Source organism: Nocardia sp. NPDC004654 (genome assembly GCF_040609595.1).
GTDB lineage: Bacteria > Actinomycetota > Actinomycetes > Mycobacteriales > Mycobacteriaceae > Nocardia.
In genome coordinates this window covers 86,255-106,975 of sequence record NZ_JBEXKI010000006.1, presented here as the reverse complement: position 1 = coordinate 106,975, position 20,721 = coordinate 86,255, and the positions used below count along the sequence as shown (strand labels likewise).

Annotated in this window: 20 protein-coding genes; 8 read left to right on the top strand and 12 right to left on the bottom strand. The window is 71.0% G+C overall.

Features of this window, described 5'->3' with window-relative positions; all coding sequences use genetic code 11:
* The coding region (locus ABZV58_RS20915) for a hypothetical protein (RefSeq protein WP_355001823.1) at window positions 1-296 on the top strand (296 nt) is incomplete at its 5' end.
* Here the strand turns inward: ABZV58_RS20915 and ABZV58_RS20910 are convergent.
* From ABZV58_RS20910 to ABZV58_RS20895, 4 genes are all read right to left on the bottom strand, one after another.
* Window positions 231-1,010 (bottom strand): ABC transporter permease, encoded by a 780-nt coding sequence (locus ABZV58_RS20910; RefSeq protein ID WP_355001822.1) that lies wholly within the window; start codon window positions 1,008-1,010, stop codon window positions 231-233. The two genes, ABZV58_RS20915 and ABZV58_RS20910, sit on opposite strands and share 66 nt — an antisense overlap.
* Window positions 1,007-1,957 (bottom strand): ATP-binding cassette domain-containing protein, encoded by a 951-nt coding sequence (locus ABZV58_RS20905; protein WP_355001821.1) that lies wholly within the window; start codon window positions 1,955-1,957, stop codon window positions 1,007-1,009. Before ABZV58_RS20905 ends, ABZV58_RS20910 begins: the two co-directional genes overlap by 4 nt.
* Window positions 1,954-2,685, bottom strand: a complete 732-nt coding sequence (locus ABZV58_RS20900; protein WP_355001820.1) for a hypothetical protein — start codon at window positions 2,683-2,685, stop codon at window positions 1,954-1,956. The genes ABZV58_RS20905 and ABZV58_RS20900 overlap by 4 nt, the downstream gene beginning before the upstream one ends.
* Before the next feature lie 136 nt (window positions 2,686-2,821).
* Complete coding sequence (locus tag ABZV58_RS20895; protein ID WP_355001819.1) at window positions 2,822-3,847, bottom strand: glutathione S-transferase C-terminal domain-containing protein; 1,026 nt, start codon at window positions 3,845-3,847, stop codon at window positions 2,822-2,824.
* A gap of 38 nt (window positions 3,848-3,885) precedes the next feature.
* On the opposite strand from ABZV58_RS20895, the gene ABZV58_RS20890 reads away from it, so the two are divergent.
* On the top strand, window positions 3,886-4,680 hold the full coding sequence (locus tag ABZV58_RS20890; RefSeq protein WP_355001818.1) for an enoyl-CoA hydratase/isomerase family protein: 795 nt from the start codon (window positions 3,886-3,888) through the stop codon (window positions 4,678-4,680).
* Between the two features lie 97 nt (window positions 4,681-4,777).
* Complete coding sequence (locus ABZV58_RS20885; protein WP_355001817.1) at window positions 4,778-6,001, top strand: long-chain fatty acid--CoA ligase; 1,224 nt, start codon at window positions 4,778-4,780, stop codon at window positions 5,999-6,001.
* An 8-nt stretch (window positions 6,002-6,009) separates the two neighbouring features.
* Here the strand turns inward: ABZV58_RS20885 and ABZV58_RS20880 are convergent, their stop codons facing one another.
* The gene (locus tag ABZV58_RS20880) at window positions 6,010-6,756 is read right to left on the bottom strand and encodes a tyrosine-protein phosphatase (protein WP_355001816.1); all 747 of its coding nucleotides are present in this window, start codon (window positions 6,754-6,756) and stop codon (window positions 6,010-6,012) included.
* 400 nt (window positions 6,757-7,156) lie between these two features.
* Between ABZV58_RS20880 and ABZV58_RS20875 the strand changes: the two genes are divergently transcribed.
* Both ABZV58_RS20875 and ABZV58_RS20870 read left to right on the top strand, forming a co-directional pair.
* Window positions 7,157-7,639 carry a TetR family transcriptional regulator gene (locus tag ABZV58_RS20875; protein ID WP_355001815.1) on the top strand — a complete coding sequence of 161 codons (483 nt, stop codon included), beginning with the start codon at window positions 7,157-7,159 and terminating at the stop codon, window positions 7,637-7,639.
* Window positions 7,640-7,688: 49 nt separating this feature from the next.
* Complete coding sequence (locus ABZV58_RS20870; protein ID WP_355001814.1) at window positions 7,689-8,864, top strand: amino acid deaminase/aldolase; 1,176 nt, start codon at window positions 7,689-7,691, stop codon at window positions 8,862-8,864.
* A 12-nt stretch (window positions 8,865-8,876) separates the two neighbouring features.
* Here ABZV58_RS20870 and ABZV58_RS20865 read toward each other — a convergent pair whose 3' ends face one another.
* Together ABZV58_RS20865 and ABZV58_RS20860 are read right to left on the bottom strand one after the other, a co-directional pair.
* Window positions 8,877-12,206, bottom strand: coding sequence for an AAA domain-containing protein (locus ABZV58_RS20865; protein WP_355001813.1), 3,330 nt, complete (start codon window positions 12,204-12,206; stop codon window positions 8,877-8,879).
* Between the two features lie 126 nt (window positions 12,207-12,332).
* A complete protein-coding gene (locus tag ABZV58_RS20860; RefSeq protein ID WP_355001812.1) occupies window positions 12,333-14,141 on the bottom strand; it encodes a DEAD/DEAH box helicase in 1,809 nt (602 codons plus the stop codon).
* A 62-nt stretch (window positions 14,142-14,203) separates the two neighbouring features.
* Here ABZV58_RS20860 and ABZV58_RS20855 point away from each other — a divergent pair, with 62 nt between their 5' ends.
* Together ABZV58_RS20855 and ABZV58_RS20850 are read left to right on the top strand one after the other, a co-directional pair.
* Window positions 14,204-15,058 (top strand): carbon-nitrogen hydrolase family protein, encoded by an 855-nt coding sequence (locus ABZV58_RS20855; protein WP_355001811.1) that lies wholly within the window; start codon window positions 14,204-14,206, stop codon window positions 15,056-15,058.
* Window positions 15,059-15,069: 11 nt separating this feature from the next.
* Window positions 15,070-15,693 carry a phosphoribosyltransferase family protein gene (locus ABZV58_RS20850; RefSeq protein WP_355001810.1) on the top strand — a complete coding sequence of 208 codons (624 nt, stop codon included), beginning with the start codon at window positions 15,070-15,072 and terminating at the stop codon, window positions 15,691-15,693.
* Window positions 15,694-15,711: 18 nt separating this feature from the next.
* On the opposite strand, the gene ABZV58_RS20845 is transcribed toward ABZV58_RS20850, so the two are convergent.
* Genes ABZV58_RS20845 through ABZV58_RS20825 form a run of 5 tightly spaced genes read right to left on the bottom strand, consistent with a single transcriptional unit; the run spans window position 15,712 to window position 19,572 of the window.
* Window positions 15,712-16,239: a gamma carbonic anhydrase family protein gene (locus ABZV58_RS20845; RefSeq protein ID WP_355001809.1), complete on the bottom strand. Its 528-nt coding sequence runs from the start codon at window positions 16,237-16,239 to the stop codon at window positions 15,712-15,714.
* 31 nt (window positions 16,240-16,270) lie between these two features.
* On the bottom strand, window positions 16,271-17,134 hold the full coding sequence (locus tag ABZV58_RS20840; protein ID WP_355001808.1) for an ESX secretion-associated protein EspG: 864 nt from the start codon (window positions 17,132-17,134) through the stop codon (window positions 16,271-16,273).
* Window positions 17,116-18,402, bottom strand: a complete 1,287-nt coding sequence (locus tag ABZV58_RS20835; protein ID WP_355001807.1) for a hypothetical protein — start codon at window positions 18,400-18,402, stop codon at window positions 17,116-17,118. The genes ABZV58_RS20840 and ABZV58_RS20835 overlap by 19 nt, the downstream gene beginning before the upstream one ends.
* Window positions 18,395-18,796, bottom strand: a complete 402-nt coding sequence (locus tag ABZV58_RS20830) for a hypothetical protein (protein ID WP_355001806.1) — start codon at window positions 18,794-18,796, stop codon at window positions 18,395-18,397. Before ABZV58_RS20830 ends, ABZV58_RS20835 begins: the two co-directional genes overlap by 8 nt.
* Before the next feature lie 53 nt (window positions 18,797-18,849).
* Window positions 18,850-19,572 carry an alpha/beta hydrolase gene (locus ABZV58_RS20825; RefSeq protein WP_355001805.1) on the bottom strand — a complete coding sequence of 241 codons (723 nt, stop codon included), beginning with the start codon at window positions 19,570-19,572 and terminating at the stop codon, window positions 18,850-18,852.
* Window positions 19,573-19,673: 101 nt separating this feature from the next.
* Here ABZV58_RS20825 and ABZV58_RS20820 point away from each other — a divergent pair, with 101 nt between their 5' ends.
* Window positions 19,674-20,588 carry a hypothetical protein gene (locus ABZV58_RS20820; RefSeq protein ID WP_355001804.1) on the top strand — a complete coding sequence of 305 codons (915 nt, stop codon included), beginning with the start codon at window positions 19,674-19,676 and terminating at the stop codon, window positions 20,586-20,588.
* The last annotated feature ends 133 nt before the right edge of the window (window positions 20,589-20,721 follow it).

Below are 20,721 nucleotides of genomic sequence, written 5' to 3'. Positions count from 1 at the left end.
CGGGGATGGATTCGCGGCTCGACGGGATCGATACACGGCTGGACGCGATGGACGCTCGGTTCGACGGGATGGACGCTCGGTTCGACGGGATGGACACGCGGTTCGACGGGATGGACACGCGGTTCGACGGGATGGACACGCGGCTGAACCAGATCGAGCACGGCGTCGGGGAGGTGCTCCGGATGCTGCGGGGCGGGCGCGGGATCGCGCCCTCGGGTGACGGTCGCGGCTCACATATCGCGGCCGCGCAGCTGCCACCAGCCCGCGCCGGCGATTCCGATCGTCCACAGCAGTAGGACGACGAAGGCGGCCGGGGTCGGCGCGAGGATGTCGCTGTCGGGGAAGGAGCCGACCGCCACGGTGGCGACGGTCGCCGACCCCGGCAGCAGGGTGACCACGCCGCCGAGCCCGATCCCATTGGCCACCAACCAGACCAGCGGCTCGAAGACGAGCAGCCAGCCGAGGATCAGCGCGACCGCACCGGTCGATTGGCGCAGCAGCAGCCCGAGTCCGGCGCCGAGCAGCGACCAGCAGACCGCGGCGAGCAGGCCGGTGCCGAACACCGTCAGCAATCGGGTGCCGAATTCGAACTTGCCCCGGCCGAACGCCAGCAGGCAGGCGAACGCGCACACCTCGACCAGCACCGTGACCGCCAGCGTGTACGCGCCGGTGACCAGCAGCTTGGCCGCCGCGAGCCGATCGCGATCCGCGGTGAACAGCGAGGTCACCGGCATGGTCCGATAGCGGAACTCACCGCCCGCACCCGCGGCGCCGAACACGGCGGCGGCCAGGATCGTCGCGGCCAGCGCCAGATACAGCCCGATGGTCGCGGCCCCGGTGGCCAGCGCGGACTTCGGGTCAGCCGGCCCGGCCAGCACCGAGGTCACCGTGGCGGCCACCAGCGCGATGGCGGGCAGCGTCACCCCGAGCGCCAGGCACCAGCGCAGCGTGTAGACCTTGCGGACCTCGGAGTTGACCGGCGGCACCAGGTCCGGTGGCAGAGTGATCATCGCGGAATCCCGTAGGGCGTCGGCTGCGGATGGGGTGCGTGCGCCGCGGGCGGCGGGAACATCGGCGCCGCGGTCTTGTTCGTTTTCGTCAGCGAGGCGAGGACTCGGTCGGGGTGGATCGGATCGGGCGTGACGCTGTCCAGCCGCACACCGGCGGCCTTGGCCGCGTCGGTGATCTCGGCCTCGCTCGCCTCGGCCACCGCGAGCCGCCCGTCCGGCCGGATGACCGCGTCCGTGTAGCCGCGCGCGGCGAGCATCGTGGCCAGCGCCACCGGGGTGGACGCGGCGACCACCAGCCGGTCGGGGTGATTGCGGCGCAGTTTCGCGGGAGTGCCCTGGTAGACCACCGCACCCTCGCTCACCACGATCAGCTGATCGGCCATCGCCACCACCGAGGCGAGGCTCGCGCTGGTCAGCAGCACCGTGCCGCCGCGGCGGGTGTGCCTGCGCAGGAAATCGTGCAGCCAGCCGCGTTCGGCGGGATCGAGTCCCTCGGTGGGCTCGTCGAGGATGAGCACCGGAGGATCGGTGAGCAACGCGGTGGCCAGCGCCAGCCTGGTCTGCTGACCGATCGAGAGCGCGCCCGTCTTGACGCGCGCGGCATCCTTCATGCCGACCGCCTCGAGCGTCGCGTCGGCCCGCGCGTCCGGAACTCCGGCCGCGGCCGCGTACACCAGCAGGTGGTCCCGGGCGGCGCGCTTCGGATGCAGTCCGCGCGGCACGAGCATCCCGCCCACCGGCGACGCGCTGATCTCCGCGCTGCCCGAGGACGGTTCCAGCAGACCGAGCAGGATCCGCAGAATGGTGGTCTTGCCCGAGCCCGCCGGACCGACCAGCGCCGCGGTGCTCCCCGCGGGAACGCTGAAGCCGACGTTCTCGACGGCCGAACCGAGTTCGTACCGCTTGCTCAGGCCGCGAACGACCAAAGCCGTTTTGGCTGGGGTCATTTCGGGTCGGCGGGGAAGCGTGGCGGGGTGGCGTCGAGCGCGGGCAGCGGATCGGCCTCGACGACGAGCTGCCGGTCGACCGGCCAGAAGGCCGGCGCGGGCCCGAAGGCCTTCTGCGCGTTGTGCACCGTGGTCTTGCCGAGGGCGCGGTTACCGACGCCACCGATGACCGCGCCGATGCCCATCGGGATCACCTTGCCCGCCATCAGAGCCATCCGCTTGGTGAGGAACCGCACGATGAACCGCTTCATCAGCGAGTCGTTCATGCCGGACAGGCCCGGGACCCGGTTGGCGAGCAGGGTGCCCCAGTTCTTGGCCGACTGCCCGACCGAGCGCTCCACGATCTCCATGCCGGAATCGCCGAGCACCACTGCGAGGACCAGCGCCCTGCGCTGCTCCTTGGCCTCCGGCGCGATTCCGTGCACCGCGGCGACCGCCAGCGTGTACAGCGCCGAGGCCTCCAGGAAGAACGCCGTCTCCGCGGTGATGGTGGCCAGCGAGGCGACCGTGCCGACGCCGGGCATCGCCGCGGTCGCACCCGCCGCGGTGCCGCTACCGGTCACCGCGAGCAGGTACTGGCGCTCGATCCGGTCGAGGATCTGCGCCGGGGTCTCGTCGGGATGGGCGCGCCTGACCCGATCGATGTACTTCTCGACCGCGGGCGCCTGCAGCTTCGACCCGTTTTCGAGCAAGGCGACCACGGTCTTCTCGAACGCGCCGTGCCTCATCGGCAACACCCCTTAAGTCTCAGCCTTCGCTGCCAGAACTCTATGGCACCGAACCATCGTCGGCCCAACACGACAACGAACCGGCTCGTGTTCCGGGTTCCCGTGGCGCGCCACCCGAAACGACGACCTCCGCCGGTCAGGCCGGACCGCGCAGGGCGGGCACCCGCTCCGACAGCGGCGGTGGTGGCGGCGGGGTGCCCTCGCCGAACGGCCTGCCGCCGAACTCGTCGCGGCCGTGCGGGGTCAGCCAGTCGCTCAGGTCAGGTCCCTTCGGGACGACCTTCGTCGGATTGATGTCGGTGTGCACCACGTAGTAGTGGGTCTTGATCTGGGCGAAGTCGACGGTGTCGCCGAAACCCGGGGTTTGGTACAGGTCGCGGGCGTAGGCCCACAGCACCGGCATCTCGCTCAGCTTCTGCCGGTTGCACTTGAAGTGGCCGTGGTAGACGGCGTCGAAGCGGACCAACGTGGTGAACAGCCGCACGTCGGCCTCGGTGATGGTGTCGCCGACCAGGAAGCGTTGTCCGGCAAGGCGATCCGAGAGCCAGTCCAGCCGCGCGAAGAGCCGGTCGTAGGCCGCCTCGTAGGCGTCCTGGGCGCCGGCGAAGCCGCAGCGGTAGACGCCGTTGTTCACGTCGCGAAAGACGACGTCGTTGACCTCGTCGATCTCGGCGCGCAGCGGCTCGGGGTACAGCTGGGGCGCGCCTTCCCGGTGGAACTTCGTCCATTCGGTGGAGAAGTCCAGCGTGATCCTGGCGTAGTCGTTGGTGACCACCTGACCGGTCGAGATCTCGACCACCGCGGGGACGGTGATGCCGCGCGGATAGTCGGGGAAGCGGGCCAGGTAGGCGTCGCGCAGCCGGGGGATGCCGAGCACCGGGTCGACGCCGCCGGGATCGAGATCGAAGGTCCAGCTCAGCTTGTCGTGGGTGGGGCCGCAGAGGCCCAGCGAGAGCGCGTCCTCCAGGCCGAGCAGCCTGCGCACGATGAGCGTGCGATTGGCCCACGGGCACGCGCGCGCCGCGACCAGCCGATACCGGCCCGGCTCCACCGGATAACCGTCGCGTCCGTCGGCCGTGATGCGGGTGGTGATGTAGTTGGTGTCCCGCTTGAACTCACCCGGTTCGACGTACGAACCGCTTTCCGATGCCGCCTTGGTCACACGATCAGTCTGGCAGACGGAGGTTCTAGGCTGGCGCAATGAGCGAAACAAGGGCCACTCGGCTGGAACGGGAAATCACCGACGGTGGCGCGGAGGTGGCCGTCCTGACGCTGGCCCATCCGCCGCTGAACCTCTTCGATCGGGCGATGTTCGACGCGTTGGTGCAGGACATCGCCGAGCTGAGCGCGAATCCGCCGCGCGCGCTGTTGCTGCGCGCAGAGGGCAAGGTGGTCTCCGGCGGCGTCGACGTGCACGTGTTCGACGGCCTCACCATCGAACAGGGCGCCGAGCTGTGGCGTTCGCTGTTCGCGCAGATCATCCATCCGCTCGAGGCATTGCCGTGTCCTGTGCTGTTCGCCGCGCACGGCCTCACCCTGACCGCCGCCTTCGAGATCGCGCTGGCCTGCGACATCATCCTGGCCGCGCCGAAGGCGAAGTTCGGTCTGGTGGAGACGGTGGTCGGACTGACCCCGTCCATGGGCGGCCCGCAGCGGCTCGCCGAACGCGCCGGGTCGGGCCGCGCGCGGGAATTCGTGATGACCGGCGATCTCTACGACGCGGCGACCATGGCCGAGTGGGGCGTGGTCAACGGCGTGCACGAGGACGTCGACGGTGCGGCGCGGGAACTCGCGCACCGGCTGGCGCAGGGCCCGACCAAGGCGCACGCCGCGACCAAGCGGATCGTCGAGGCCTGGCGCTCCGGCGGTGTGGCACACGCCGATTCGGTGACCCCGGAGGTGTCCGGCGAACTCTTCGCGACCGACGATCTGCGCGGCGCGGTGCGCAGTTTCCTCGAGGTCGGACCGGGCAAGGCGACGTACACGGGCCAGTGACGGCGGGGACACGGTAATTCGACTATTCCCGCGAAATTGTGATCCGCGTCATATAGTCGCAGGTGCCTGGCAGCTAAAGGCATCTCGCGGAGGACAAATGTCGCAGCTCTTGGTCGAATACCCCCTGACTCAGTCGCCCGCGTGTGGAAACCCGCTGGCCCGCGGCGCGGACGGAGTGTTGCGCTACGGCAACCTCACCCCGGCGCTCACCGAGCTGCTCGATCTACAGGTGCACGCCTTCGCGGCGCGCGAGGCGGTCGTCGAGCTCGGTGGGCCCCGGCTCACCTACCGGGAGCTGTGGCACTCGGCCTCGCGCATCGCGGGCGGACTGCAGGAACACGGCGTCGGCTACGGCGACCGGGTCGCCATCCACATGCCCGCGGGCGCGCGCTGGGTGCAGGCGTTCCTCGGGGCGCTGCTCAGCGGCGCGGTACCGGTGCTGGTGCACGACGGCCTTCCCGCGAAGGTGGCCGAGCAGGTGATCGCCGACAGCAAGGCGGATTTCGTGCTCGGTGGCGGTTCGCGCGGCGGTGAGGTGGAACTGCCCGACGGCGCCGCGTTCATCGACGACGGCGCGGCGCTCAACGATCTCGCCCTGCTCTGCTACACCAGCGGCACCCGCAAGGGCGTCGAACTGACCAACGAGAACCTGCTCTCGGCGGTCCGCTCGGTGGTCGCCGCGCTGGACCTGCCCACCGACGGTGTGCGCAACCTGGTCCTGCCTCCGCTGGCGCACGCCAGCGGATGCGTCGACCAGCTGCTGCCCACCTTCGCGGTCGGCGGCACCGTGGTGCTCGCCAAGGACGGCCGCGGTCTCGCGGAAGCCATCGTGGCCGAACGGATCGACATGGTCTCGGGCACGCCGCGCATCTTCGCGGGACTACTTCCCGAGCTGGCCGCGCTGCGCGCCGACGGCGTGCCCACCGAGGGCATCAGCCGGGTCAGCAGCGCCGGGCATCGCGCCGAACGGACCGCGAGCGGTCTGGCGGCCGCACTGCGCGACGCGTTTCCCTCGGCCCGGCACTGGTCGGTCTGGGGCGCCACCGAGACCAGCGGCATCGGCCTCGCCGTGGACGACACCGAGACGCCCGCCGACGCGGGCCGCGTCCTCGGATTCCCGTTCGGCGGTACCGAATTGGCGCTGTGGGGTCCGCGGGCCGGGGCCGGGCACGGCGAATTGCTCTGTCGCGGACCGAATGTCACCCCGCGGTACTGGAACGACCCGGAGACCACCGCGCACCGATTCACCGGCAGCTGGTTCCACACCGGCGACCAGGTGTCGATCGACGCGCACGGTCTGGTCCGGCGCGACATCGCCTGAGCGGTGACCTATTCCAGCAGCCGGTCGCGCAACCGCGCGCGCAACTCGGGCGTCAGCCCGACGACGTCGAGGTAGCGATCGAAGTCCCCGTGCAGTTGCCGTACCGATTCCAGCGACATGCCCAGGTACTCCTCGCGCACGCCGAGCAGGTCTTCGGAGAAGCTCGCGCCCGGCGGCAGGGTGGGCTCGATCAACGCGCGCAGCGGTGCGACGGCCTCGTTGCTGAGCAGGTAGTCGGCGAGCACGTCCTCCTCGACGACGTCCACCGCGCGCAGCAGCGTCGCGACCGCCCAGCCGGTGCGGTCCTTGCCCGCCGCGCAGTGCACCAGCACCGCGCCGTCGCCGCGCACGATGGACTCCGCGATCGAGACGATCGCCGAGTTCGCCTCCGGCAGCGCGGGGAACTCGCGATAGACCTCGAGCATGTGGTCGTACGCGGAGCCGGTGCGCGTCTCGTGCGGCGGCGCCTCGCCCATCCGCGAGTCGAAGGGCGTCACGCTGCGCCGCACGCCGTCGGGCAGGTTGTCGTGGCCCATGTGGTCGATCTCCCGCACCCCGCGCAGGTCGAAGACCTCGCTGACGCCGATTTCGCGCAGCGTGCGGTGGCCGTCCGCGTCGAGACCGCTGAGCTGCGCGGAACGCAGCAGCACACCGCGGCGCACCTTGGCGCCGCCGACCGTGCGCAGGCCGCCGGTGTCGCGGAAGTTGAACGTGCCGGAGAGGAAGAACTGATCGGCGGGAGGGGGGAGAGTCACCGATCCAGGCTATCCGCCACCGGAGTCGTCCCCGGATCGAACGCCGGACACCGGGGCGAACCGGTTACACGGGGCTATTGTGCGCTTCGCCACAGTGGTGACAGGTGCGTCGCAGCGGACCGTAAGGTGGAGCATTGTGTGTCTTCCGGCCGCGAGGGTCCGGGAGTCGCCCAGGAACGCCGATCGGTGGGGACACTGCAGCGTTGCAGAGTCATTCCGTTTGGGTAACAAAACATTCTTCCAGTCTGGAATACCCGCTGAACCCGTTCTCAAACCCCGAAAACCCTCTACCATTGATGAACGTTGGACCGGGCAGCCTGGGGATTTTCTGGCAGCTCGCCCACGTTCAGCGAGTCGCGCCAATGGAGGTGCGCGAGTTCTTTCGCCGAGGGAGTCGTCGTTGAGCGCACGTGGAGAAATAGTGGAGAGTCGGTTGCGGCCGACGATCTGCGAGGCCGTGGAGAAGGCGGCCGCCTCGCTCGATATCACTGGAGTGCGGGCACTGCGGGTGCTGTTGCATGCCGGTGTCACCGCGTACTGGCCGCTGGTCAAGGCCGCGCCGACCAAACAGATCCGCGCCTACGAGGCGGCCGTGCAGACGCTGCGCGAGCGCTGGGAAGTGCGGTCGGAACCCATGCCCGATCCGGCGGTCGCCGCGGCCATGTTCCGTGAGATGGACGCCGAGGTCGGCAACTTCCTGCAGCTCTGCGCCGATCGCTCCGGCACCCAGTGGCTGGAGCCGGTGGACGACATCGCCACCTACGTGGTGTCCGTCCTGCAGGGGGCCGTGCTGCGCTGGCTGGCCGACTGCAACGACGAGACCACTTTGGTGGTGTCGGACGACCTGGTCAGCGGCCTGGCCACCCGGGCGGCCGAAGTCTGATCCCGGCCAATACTGGACGTGTGACCAGTTTGGTGGTTACGTTGTTCGGGTGAGCGAGACATCGCCGATCGCCGGACTGCACGCCGCCACCGCCGACCTCGACCCGCCGCTGGCCGCGCTCGATCTGACCGCGCTGCGCGCCAACGCCGCCGACCTGGTCCGCCGCGCGAACGGCGTCCCGATCCGGGTCGCCAGCAAGTCCGTGCGCTGCCGCGCCGTCCTGGAAGCCGTGCTCGGTGGCGAGCTGACCGCGGCCGACGGCTTCGCGGGCATCATGTCCTACTCCCTGCGCGAGGCGCTCTGGCTTGTCGGTCTCGGCGCCCGCGACATCCTGCTCGGCTACCCGACCGTGGACCGCGCGGCCCTGGCCGAATTGGCCGCCGACGCCACCTCGCTCGGTGCGATCACCCTCATGATCGACGACGTCGAACAGCTCGAGCTGATCCGCCTGGCCGTCGGTAACCGGGTGCGGCCCCGCGTCTGCCTGGACGTGGACGCCTCGCTGCGGATCGGACCGCTGCACCTCGGCGTGCGCCGCTCGCCGGTCCGCACCCCCGAACAGGCCGCCGCGCTGGCCCGCGCCGCGCTGGACCGCGGCTTCGACGTGGTCGGCGTGATGACCTACGAGGCGCAGATCGCCGGGCTGCCCGACAGCAATGCCGCGGTGCGGCTGGTCAAGCGGGCCTCGGCCGCCGAGATCGCCAAGCGCCGGACGCGGGTGCTGGACGCGGTGCGCTCGGTGGCCGGCAAGCTGGAGATCGTCAACAGCGGCGGCACCGGCTCCATCGAGGTCAGCATCGCCGATCCGGATGTCACCGAGGTGACCGCGGGATCAGGGCTCTACGTGCCGACGCTGTTCGATCACTACCGCGCCTTCACCCCGCGGCCCGCCCTGTTCTTCGCCACCCCCGTGCTGCGCAAGCCGACGCCGTCCATCGCGACAGTGTTCGCCGGCGGCTACATCGCCTCCGGTCCGACCGGCGCGTCCCGAGTGCCGAAGCCGGTGTGGCCCAGCGGCTTACGGCTGATCGGCACCGAGGGCGCCGGTGAGGTGCAGACCCCGCTGACGGCCGCCGCCGAACTGCGCATCGGCGACCGGGTGTGGTTCCGCCACGCCAAGGCCGGTGAACTGTGCGAGCGGTTCGACCGGGTGCACCTCGTCGAGGCGGACGGCAGCCGCAGCACCGTGCCCACCTACCGCGGCGAGGGCAAGAACTTCGGCTGAGCCGAGCGCGTTTCAGCCCAATTGCAGGAAGCGGGCCAGGTCCGGCAGGTCGTCGGGCGCGGCGGGCAGATACTCGGTGAGCAGCGGTGACCGGATGATCACCGCGCGCCACATGGCCCGCGACACCGCGGCGCGAACCAGGTTGGGCGACAACAGGAACGGCATGCCGTGCGGCGCGTCGGCCGGGCTCGACGTGGTCATCGACAGCAGCACCACCGCGGCCTCCCTGCCGCGGAAGCGGTCCACGGTGCCGACGAGCACGTCCTCGATCTTGGCGCGTGCCAGCATGGTTCGGATCCGGCCGACCTGAGCGCCGTACGGCGCGACGACGAAGATGTCGTGCGGGTGCAGCCGCCGCGTGGTCGCGCCCATCGTCCACGGCAGGCCGAGCAGGGCGCGCACCTGGCGCACCACCTCGCGTGCCTCGGCCGCCGATTCGGTGGCATCGCCGTAGTGATCGACGAGGACGGTGCCGATCCCCGGCTCGACGCCGTCGAGTCGCCTGGCCAGCGTGACGGTTTCGTTGGAGCGCAGCCTGCCGTCGTAGAACAGGCGGGAGATCGGCTCGCACACCCGGGGATGCATCCGCCAGGTGCGGTCCAGGAGGTACCCGCGCTCGGGCGGCACGGTGCCGCGGTCGGCGAGCAACCAGCCGAGGACCGATTCGCCCACCGGCCCCGGATGCGCGCTGCGCGCCGCGGTGGGCTGTGGGTCGCCGAGCAGCAGGAGATTGCGCGCGCTGCCCGCCACCGTCGCGGTCTCCGCCAGCGGGAACCGGCCCGCGTCCGCGATCACCAGCAAGTCGAGACTGTCCGGGGGAATCATCGCGTCGTCGGCGAAGTCGGCGGCCAGCCCGCCGATGACGCACCCGTTCACGGCGTTGTCCAGGAACCGCGGATAGCGAGCGCCGTCGATCACCGCCCACTCCGGCGCCACCGCCTCGGCGTCCTTCTTCGCCACCAGTTCCGGAAGCACTCCGACCGCGACGATCGCGTCCAGCAGGCTCTCCACCGTCGAATGCGCTTGCGCCACAACGCCGATCCGCCACTTGTCCCGGACGACGAGCCGTTCCAGCACCCGCGCGACGGTGGAGTTCTTCCCGGTCCCCGACGGGCTCTGCACCACCAGGTAGGACTCGTCCAACGCGCGGGTGGCCGCGGTGATGGCGGCGGCATGGTCGCCGTGCACCTCCGGCAGCGGCGCGCCGCCGCGCAGTCGCGGCGCCCGCCGGGCCAGGATGTCGAACAGCGGGCAATCCGGGATCTCCGGCAGTGTCATCAGCAGACTCTGCGCGGCCGATTCCATGGCGGCCTCGGCGTTCTCGTCCCAGGCGGGCAGGCCCGGCGCGATGGCGATGGGTAGGTCGTCGTAGGGTTCGCAGCCGTCCGGTAGGAGTTCCTCCAGCCGGACCGTGTCGTCGAAATCGGCGTCCACCGCGCAGCCGAGCACCGTGGCCGTCGCGGTGCCGCGCTCACCTGCCGCGGTGCGCATGCCCGCGGCCACCGGGCGGTCGTAGTAGGTGTAGACGGTCGCGCCCGGCGCGAGCGCGGCCGCGCCGCCACCGTCGCGACCGGTGCCGATCCGGCCGGTCAGCGTCAAATACCTGCGCATGGACGGGCGATTGGGACTGTGATGCCACTTGGTGTCCACCGTGCCCCAGTCGGCGATCAGCACGCCGGAGGCGTCGGGCCATTCGTGCACGGGGTGGCTGAGCCGGTCGGCGTGCGAGTACCACAGCGGCTGACGTTCGCGCCGGTGGTAGCCGAGAGCAGCGGCCATCAGCGCCGCGGGATGGTCCGGGTTCCCTTGGGCCGCCGCGTATTCCGCGAGCGCCGCCTCCACCGAGGACGGGCCGGACATGGGCGCGAGCTGCGGTGGTTCGGGGGCCGGATACCGGTCGGCGCGCACTAGGGGATCGGTGTGCTGGTCGGCCAGCTCCAGCAGCCAGTCGCGCAGACGAAGCACCGTGACGCAGGCGGGTTCCGGCGCCTCCGCGGTCTCGGGCAGCAGGCGCCGCAGCCGATTCAGACCGTACGAGTCCTCGCCGACGAGCAGCGCGTTGCGCACGATCGGATACAGGTCGACGAGCACACCGTCGCGCAGCAACTCGTCGGCGACCTCCTCGCCGACGCCCGACTCCCCGGTCCAGCGCAGCAGCGCCGAGCGCACCTCGGCGGTGTAGTGGTAGACGCGCATGTCCGGGAAGGACCGTCGCCGGTGCGCGAGCAGGTCGAGTACCCGGCTCAGCGCGTCCCGCCAGCCCGCGTTCTCGTCGGCGGCCGCCGCGGCGAACGGCGCGCGCAAGGACAGGTGTACAGTGCCCGGCGCGCCGATCTCGATCGCCGCGAGGCGTCCCCGTTCGTCGGTGTCCACGGTCAGCGAGAGATCGCCCGGTGTCGCGGGCGGCAGCCCGGCGAGCGCGAGCGCGTCGACGAGCGTGTGCGCGGGACGGCCCGAATCCTCGCTGCGCCGTTGGATTTCCGCCTGCCTGCGCAGCGTGGTCACGGTGCGCGGCGGCAGTCCATGCACCGCGCCGTCCAGCCCGCCCAGCCGGTCGATGGTGCTCACCCCGGCCTCGCGCAGCCTGGCGCGCGCGGCGGGAGACATGCCCGCGACCAGGAGCAGATCGCGCGCGGCGGTCAGCTCGGCCGTGCAGGTGGGGCAGTGGCCGCAGGCCAGATACCGCGGATCGCCCCACTGGACGGGGAGCAGTTCGCCGAGCTTGTCCTCCACGATCCGTTCGACGCGCCGCCGCCTGGCCAGGTAGACCGGAACCAGATCGGTGAGCGGATGGTCGGTGCTCTCCGCGCCGAGATGCAACCGGGCCATGGGTGCGGTGAGACCGCCGCCCGCGTCCAAAGCCACAGCGCAGGCGGCCGATTCGAGCGCCGTGCCCACCCGGTCCCACGGTGTGGCCGCGGCGCCGTGCACGGTGTAGCGCACCCGATGACTCGCACGGACCAGGTACTCGCACGCGCACGCGAACCCGCCGTCGAAGAAGGTGGCGTTGTGCACCACCGCCACGCCCTCGCGCAGCGCGGCCTGTGTCCGCTCGTGCGCGTCCCGCAGCGCCGCCACCCGTCCCTCCGGATCGTCCGGATTCTGTGGCGGCTGGCGGATCTCGACCATGCCGCTGCCGTAGCGGTCGCGAAAATCGGCGAGCCTGCGTTCGCGGGAATCGTCGACGCGGTGCGGCTCGGTCGCGAAATTTCGCGCGGCGGAGGCTTCGATGTCGTCCGGAAGCGCGCCCAGTTCGGTGTCGAGGGCACGCAGCAACGCGAATTCACAGCGCGCCGCGCGCACGAGATCAGCGGCGGCGCATACGACACGATCACCGAACACGAACAAACGCGCCCCTCCTGTGTCTTCGCCGGGACACCCGCACCAGGCGCGCTGGCGTGCGCGCCGGTCGGCAACACCTTAGCTAGCCCTAGCTAGCCTGCGTGACCTCGGGTTACCCCGCCCGGCTCAGGAGCGTGGCTTGCGTCGCTCCGGGCGCTTGCCCGCGTCGCGGTCGCGGCGCGGACCCCGGCTGAACGAGCGGTGCGAGGGCGGGCCCTGGTCCAGTTGCAGCTGGATGAGCTGGCCGCTGATCCTGGTGCGCCGCAAGGCTTCCAGCGTCTCGGCGGGCAGCTGCGCGGGCAGCTCGACCAGACTGTGGTCCGGCCGAATGCTGATATGCCCGAAGTCGCTGCGCCGCAAACCACCCTCGTTGGCGATGGCGCCGACGATCGCGCCGGGCACCACGCGGTGCCGCTTGCCGACGCTGATCCGGTAGGTGGCCAGCTCCGTGCCGGTGCCGCGGTGGTGCGACGCCGCGGGACGGTCCTCGTCGAACCGGCGCGCGGGCCGTTCCCTCGGCACCCGCTCGCGCCGCTCGGGCTCGGGCTCCGGCTCCATGAAGAAGTTGTCGCCGTCGTAGGAGCCGACCGCCAGCGCGGCGGCGATGTCGACGAGCGGGATGTTGTGCTCGCGCTCGTAGTCCTCGATCAGCTTGCGGAACAGCGGCAGATTCGCCGAGGACAGGTTCTCGGTGATGGCGTCGCCGAACTTCGCGACGCGCTGCGCGTTCACGTCCTCGACGCTGGGCAGCTGCATCTCCTCGAGCGGGTGGCGCGTGGCGCGCTCGATCGCCTTGAGCAGATGGCGTTCCCGCGGGGCGACGAACAGCAGCGCCTGTCCGCTGCGCCCGGCGCGGCCGGTGCGGCCGATGCGGTGCACGTAGGACTCGGTGTCGTGCGGGATGTCGTAGTTGACCACGTGCGAGATGCGGTCCACGTCCAAGCCGCGCGCGGCGACGTCGGTGGCCACCAGGATGTCCAGCGCGCCGGACTTGAGCTGGCCGATGGTGCGCTCGCGCTGGTTCTGCGCGATGTCGCCGTTGATCGCCGCGGCGGAGAAACCGCGGGCGCGCAGCTTCTCGGCGAGCTCTTCGGTGCCCTGCTTGGTGCGCACGAAGATGATCATCGCCTCGAAGGACTCGACCTCGAGGACCCTGGTCAGCGCGTCCAGCTTGCGCTGGTGCGAGACCTGCACCCAGCGCTGGGTGATGTTGGTGTTGGTCTGAGTCTTGGCCTTGACCGTGATCTCGACCGGGTCGTGCAGGTACTGCTTGGAGATCTTGCGGATCGCCGAGGGCATGGTCGCCGAGAACAGCGCGACCTGCTTGTCGGTCGGCGTATCGGCGAGGATCCGCTCGACGTCCTCCTGGAAGCCCATCTTGAGCATCTCGTCGGCTTCGTCGAGCACCAGGTACTGCAGCTGGGAGAGGTCGAGCGTGCCTTTCTCCAGGTGGTCGATGACCCGGCCCGGCGTGCCGACGACGACGTGCGCGCCGCGGCGCAGACCCGACAGCTGCACGCCATAGCTCTGACCGCCGTAGATCGGCAGCACGTGCAGACCGGGCATGTGCGCGGAGTAGCGGCCGAACGCCTCGGCGACCTGGATGGCCAGCTCCCGGGTCGGCGCGAGGATCAGCGCACGCGGATGCTTGCCCTCGGGCTTCAGTCCCATCAGGATCGGGATCGCGAATGCGGCGGTTTTGCCGGTGCCGGTCTGGGCGAGGCCGACCACGTCGGCGCCCTCCAGCAGCGGCGGAATGGTCGCCGACTGAATCGGCGATGGCGATTCGTAACCGACGTCGGCGATGGCCCGCAGGATGCGGTCATCGATACCCAGATCGGCGAACGACGGGCCGGCAGCCGGGGAAGCCGTTTCGCTCCCAGCCGGGTCCCTGTCATTGTCGCCAGGAACGCTGTCGACCTCATTGTTGTTCATTGACCAGGAGTTTACTGCCTGGCGGTGGTCGTCCCGGCCACCGGGCCAATACGGTGAGACCTATGCAACTGAACAACGTGCCCGAACATCAGGATCAGCCCGTCTCTCCGGTGGCGGTCGCCGTCGTCCAGTTCGCCCCGGGGAAGGATCCGGCGGGCAATCTCGCCGCGCTGCGCGAGCACGTCAGGACCGCCGCGAGCCGCGGCGCGCGGCTGGTGGTCGCGCCCGAATACTCGATGTTTGCCGTGACCCGGCTCGACGAACGCGTCGTGGCCGTGGCCGAGCCGCTGACCGGCCCGTTCGCCACCGGACTCGGTGCGATCGCCAGGGAGTTCGCGGTGCATCTCGTGGCGGGCATGGTCGAGCAGGTGGCTCCCGGCGCGGACCGCATCCGCAATACCTTGCTGGTGTTCGGGCCGGACGGCGAACTCGTGACGCGGTATCGGAAGGTGCACCTCTACGACGCCTTCGGCTACCTGGAATCCAACGTGGTCGAGCCCGGCGCGATCGAGGCGCCGCCGATCTTCGCGGTCGACGGCGTGCGGTTCGGCGTGCAGACCTGTTTCGATCTGCGCTTCCCCGAGGGCTTCCGCCGCATCGCTGCCGCGGGCGCGCAGGCGCTGGTGTTGCCCGCGCAGTGGATCCCCGGCCCGGCCAAAGTGGACCAGTGGACGACCCTGCTCCGAGCCAGGGCCATCGAGAACACGGTGTACGTGCTCGCCGCCGACCAGTGCGCGCCGCGCGGCGCGGGCGCGTCGATGATCGTGGACCCCACCGGCAGCGTGCTGGCCGAACTCGGCGACGAACCCGGTGTGCTCACCGCGGACATCGACCTCGCGCACCTGGCGACGGTGCGCACCGCCAACCCGAGCCTGGCCTTGCGCCGATTCGCGATCACCGAGCGCGCACCGGAGTAGCGTTCGAATCGATGATCTACGCCGATCGGACCGCCGCCGGTCGCGCGCTGGGTGCCCAGCTGGAACACCTGCGCGCGTCGAAGCCGCTGGTGCTCGGTCTGCCCCGCGGCGGTGTCCCGGTCGCCGCGGCGGTGCGCGAGATCATCGGGGGCGATCTGGACATTCTGCTGGTGCGCAAGCTCGGTGTGCCGTGGCAGCCGGAGCTGGCCATGGGCGCCATCGGCGAGGAGGGCGTCCGGGTGCTCAATTCGGACGTGCTCTCGCACACCGGCGTCACCCAGCGCAGGCTGGCGGCGATCGAGGAGGAAGAGCGCGCCGAACTCGAGCGGCGCAGGGAGGTGCTGCGCGGCGACGCGAAACCGGTGCCGATCGCCGGGCGCACCGTGGTGATCGTCGACGACGGGATGGCGACCGGCGCGACCGTGGTGGTCGCCTGCCGGGTCGCGCGCCTGCACCAGCCGACGCGGGTCGTCGTCGGCGTTCCGGTGTCTTCCATCGAGGCGATCCGCCGGGTGGAGGCCGAGGCCGACGAGGTGGTGTGTCCGCTGGTGCCGCGCAGCCTCGGCGGCGTCGGCGTCGCCTATCGGGACTTCCACCAGCTCGCCGACCACGAGGTCACCGATCTGCTGAACTGAGCGCCGCCGCCGGACCGGTCAGCCGACTTCGCTGATGCCCTTGCGGTGCCGCTGCGCGAGTTCGGCATAGAACCCCGGGTTCAGCTGCACCCACATCTGCGCCTGGGTGCCCTCGATCGGGCGCTTCACCTCCGCGGGGGCACCGGCCGCGAGCACACCGTCCGGGATCTCGGTGCCCGGCGGCACCAGCGAATGCGCGGCGATCATGCTGCCCGCGCCGATCTTGGCCAGGTCGAGCACCGTGGTGCCGTTGCCGACGATCGCCTCGGCGCCGACGGACGCGCCGTGGAAGACCACGCTGTGCGCGATGGTCGCGCCGGGGCCGATCTCCATCGGCACGTCCGGCGGAACGTGCAGCACGGCGTTGTCCTGGATGTTGGCGCGTTCCCGGATGGTGATCGGGGCGAGGTCGGCGCGCAGCACCGCGCCGTACCAGATCGAGGCGCCCGCCTCGACCCGCACGTCACCGATCAGCGTCGCGGTCGGCGCGACGAACGCCGTCGGATCGACCTGCGGTCGCTTGCCTTCGAATTCGTAGAGTGGCACGGCTACAGGTCTACCAGCGCCGGGGCGGGCGCTACCACCGCTCGGATCGCGCGGTGGTCTTCTCGGCTGCGGTCAGCATGGGGCGCAGGTGGGCGGCGAAGGTCTCCGCGGTCACCGGCGCGATGTGTACGTCGGCGCCGGTGCGGACGGCGTAGCGACCGTCCTCGGCGACATCGATCCAGCACAGCACCCCGAACGGCTTCAGCTCGTCGGCGCGGCGGACGGACACGACGATCTGGCCGATGCCGTCGCGCGGACGGGCGAGCAGGCGGCGGATCCGCGCGGGCGCGGACGGACCCGACACCGGAACGGTCACCAGATCGCGGCTGTCCTCCTTGACCCGCGACAGCGGCGAACTGAGCCGGGCCACGGTGCCGGGCGGGTTCTCCGGAAGCATCGAGATCACCCGGGCAGGCAGGCTTTTCGGGCTGCCGACGACCAAGCGGATGTCGCCGCCGCGGTCGGGTGTCGGGCCAGGGCGTTGTGCGGCGACCACCGCGACGTTGCCGGAAGCGACGCCGAGGACACGCACGGGCTTGACGGCGCCGTGGACGGGGGCGTCCGACTGCTCCGCGGACGCACCGATGGCGAATTCCGCTGCGTCCGTGAGTTGTTCGTCGTCCGGCACGGCGGTGCGGCTGGTCGGTCGGTGCTCGCCGAACACCTCGACCCGCACGGTCGGCCGGGCGAGCAGCCGCAGCGCGGCCTCCAGATCGGCGTCCAGCGTCCGCTCGCACCACGCGTCCAGTGCGGGCAGTTGGGCCGCTCGCTCCACCGAGTCGCGTGCCGAGAGCCGAACGGCCAGCGGGTACGGGATACGGTCACCGTCGGTGCGCTCCCAGGCCATGGCGAACTGGTCCGGGGTCAGCGTCCAGTTCACTCCAGCTCGGTCCATTCGCCGACGACCGGTGGCGTGGTCGGATCGAGTTCGCCGATCAGCTCGCCCGTTTCGTCCGCGGGTTCGAGGAAGGTCAGGTCGTCGTCGATCCAGTGCAGCTCGTCGTCCTCGTCCTCGGCGCGGGCGGCCGCGGCCTTGGACGCGACGCTGGAACCGTGCCGAGTGGTGTCGGCCGCGGCGAGCGCGCCGCCCATCAGCCCGCCGACGGCGCCCGCGCCCATACCGGTGACGGCCTCGCTGTTGGCCTCCCTGCGCCGTTCCTCGCGCTTGCGCTCGTCCTCGGTGGCGGTCGTGCCGCTGCCGGGCAGCGTCGCGCCGGGCAGCGCGGCGGAGGCGGCGCTGACCGGTGCCGAAAGGCCTTGGCGCGGTGCGCGTTCCGTCGTCGAGGCGGCAGCGGCCGCCGGCGCGTCGGCCGCGACGATGACGGGCTTGGCCGCGGCGGGCGTCGTGTCCGCGACGGATGGGGCGGTGAGCGGTCCGGCGGACGCCGGGGTCACCGTCGCCGGGGTCGTGTCGGTGGCCGCGGACCGCTCCGGTTCGGATTCGGTCTCCCGCACCCGTTCCGCGATCGGCGCGGGCGTCGGCGCGAGTGTCGAAACAGGTTGGGCTTCAGGGCTATTCACCGTGCTGGCCGGAATGCCCTGAGCAGTGCCCGGTGTGCTGCCGCCCGGAGTGATGCCCGTCGGGACGATCGGCGCGTCGTCCGGGAACGCCGGGACCCCCGAACCGCTTCGCAGGAACGCGTCGGCGTAGATGGTGTCCATGGCCTGCACGACGTCTTGGCGGTCGTGCTCGGTGGTCTTCTGGGTGGTGATGTTGCCGGTCGCCTGATTCGGATCCAGCAGTGCCGCAGCGAGATCCGGCTCCGCGCCGGACGGCGAACCGACCGCGGACCGCAACGTCTCGGCGGCGTCGCCCGCTTGGCCGAGTCGCTGCGCCACCGCCGCCATCACATCGGCGAGCTGCTGGCCGCGCTGTTCGAAATCACGCACCGCGTCGGCGGCGGTCTGCGCCGCGCCGCCGCGCCAGCCGTCGGCGATGGTGGAGCGAATCTCGTTGTGCGCCTGCGCGACCGACTCGGTCAGGCCGGTCGCCGAGGTCTGCCAGGCCTGCTGACCGGCGTTGAGCACCGCCGGGTCGAGCAGCTGCACCTTGCCGTGGATTTCCTGGTGGGTGAGGTTGTCGAAGACCTCGACGCTCGGCGCGTAGGCCGGATCGACGCGGGTGTGCGGCGCGCGTTCGGTCTGGTACGGAATCTCACGCATGCGCGGCTCCCGTCGCGTCCACCCGGGCGACAGCGGCCGCGAATTCGGTGTCGGCCTCGGTGTAGGCCGTCGCGGCGGCGCGGAAGGTCTGGGCGAGCGCCCGCGCCGAGTCGGCGTAGTCGCGCAGCCTCGCGATCGCGCCCTCGGCCTTGTCCTCGAAACCGCTCCGCAGTGCGGCGCCGGAGGCGAAACCGCCGAAACCGGGGAGCGATACGGCCGCGCTCAGCACTCCGATCTGCGCTTCCACCTCGTCGGCGAGCTGCTCGTAGCGCCGGGCGCACCGTTCGGGCGCGCCGTCGGCGACCAGCACGCCGTCGATCCAGAGCCTGCCCTCGTCGACCGCTTGGTTCAGTGCCGTGACCTGTGGCCGCATCGCGCTGTCTTGTGGTTGCACCGCCCCGTCCCCCTTGTCTCCTCATCGTGCCGCGTCGTGCGGCCGTACTCGGTTCACGCTTGCCGTGCCAACCCCACGACGACGCTCTGCATCCAGTCCGCGATGTCGGCGCCGACCCGCGCGTGCACCGGCTCGTGCAGCAGATCGTGCCCGGCGTCGGCGTACTCGCGTAAATCTACCCATTCGTGGCGTCCAGTCCAGACCCGCATCGCATCGATCGGGGCGCGCCGGTCCTCCGTCCCGTGCACCGCGAGGATCGGAAGGTCGGACGGAAGCGGGGTGCCGGGAGCGCCGGGCAGACCGCTGCCGAGCGCGCGGCGCGGCACGGCCGAGAGCACCAGACCGCTCAGCGTGCCGGGGTCGATGCTCGGGACGGTCGGGAAGTTCGCCTCGACGGCGTTGAGGTCGGTGGCCGTGCTCGCGTCCGGGACCGCGGCGCCGAGCATGCCGAGCGCGGTGACCGCGCCGAGCGAATGGCCCATCAGCACCAACGGCGTGTCCGGCAGTTCGACGCGCGCCAGTTCCACCAGCCTGGTCGCGTCCGCGACCAGCTCGGCGAGGGTGCCGGGATGCGCGGGATCGCCTTCGCTGAGGCCGTGGCCCGCGGTGTCCAGCCCCCACACTTCGGTACCGATCGTCCGTAGGTATCGGGCGAACCGGTGGTAGTGGCCGCTGTGCTGGCCGATACCGGGCAGTAGCATCGCCACCGCCGCGGGGTGGTCGACCGTCCAGCGCCGATAGTGCAGCCTGCCGCGCGTGCCGTCGAAGTAGAGCATGCACTGATAGTGCCAAACCTTCTGCACTTCAGGGGACTTCACCATCCCAGGGAAATAGGAGTTACACTGCGCGCGTCGCGGTGCAGATCAGGAGGTCCCAGGTGTCGATCGTCGAGTTGCCCGCGCTTTTGCGGCGCGCGGTTCCCGCGCTCGCCGTCGCTCTGGCCTGCGCCGGAGTCGCCGCCCCGAGCGCGATCGCGGAACCAAGCCCCGCTTGCGCGCACGCGACGTCGACGACCGCGCTGCCCGCTGCCGTCGCGGTGCTGGACTGGTCGGAGAACCTGGCCTTCGACCGGCAGGGCAATCTCTGGGTGTCCCGGCTGTACCGCAACGAGGTGCAGCGCTACGACGACGCCGGGCGGTTGACCGCCACGGTACGGGTGGAGTTTCCCGGCGCGGTCCGGCTCGGACCCGACGGGCTGATGTACGCCGTCTACGGCGACTCGCCGACCAGCGTCGTGCGCCCCGGCGGCGTCGTCCGATTCGACCCGGCCGCCGCCGAACCCCGCCCCGAGATCTTCGTGTCCGGATTCACGATGCCCAACGGCGCGGCCTTCGACGCCGACGGCACGCTCTACGTCGCCTCCGCGACCGGCGTGATCCGCATCGGTCGCGACGGCGTCGTCGACGCGGGCTGGACCGAGCGAGCCGAGCTCAACGCCAACGGCATCGCCGTGCGCGACGGCACGGTGTACCTGACCTCCAACGGCGGTCCGCTCGGGCGGGTCCTGCGTTTCCCGGTCACCGAACCGGAGCATCGCACCGTCCTCGCCGATCTGACGTCCGCGCTTCCCGGCGTCCCCGATTTCGCCGACGACCTGCTGGTAGACGACGCGGGCGCGGTCTATGTGACCACGCTGTCCGGCCAGCTGGTCCGGATCGATCCGAGCGGCCAGTCCTGCCAAGTTCTCACGGCCGAGCCGATGACGTCGGTCGCGGCGGTGCCCGGCCGTCCCGGTGAATTCCTCGCCGGTACCGAGCGCGGAACGATTCTGCGCATCCAGCTGGCCCCCTGAGGCAACCCCGTCTCGGCTGGCAGCCGGACATCGTGAGTTCGCTCGGCCACCATTTCTCTCCCGCCGATTTCCGCGACCCAGCCCGGCACTCTCCACGCGCAACCGTCCGGCCGTCAGCGTGCGCAGGCCGCTG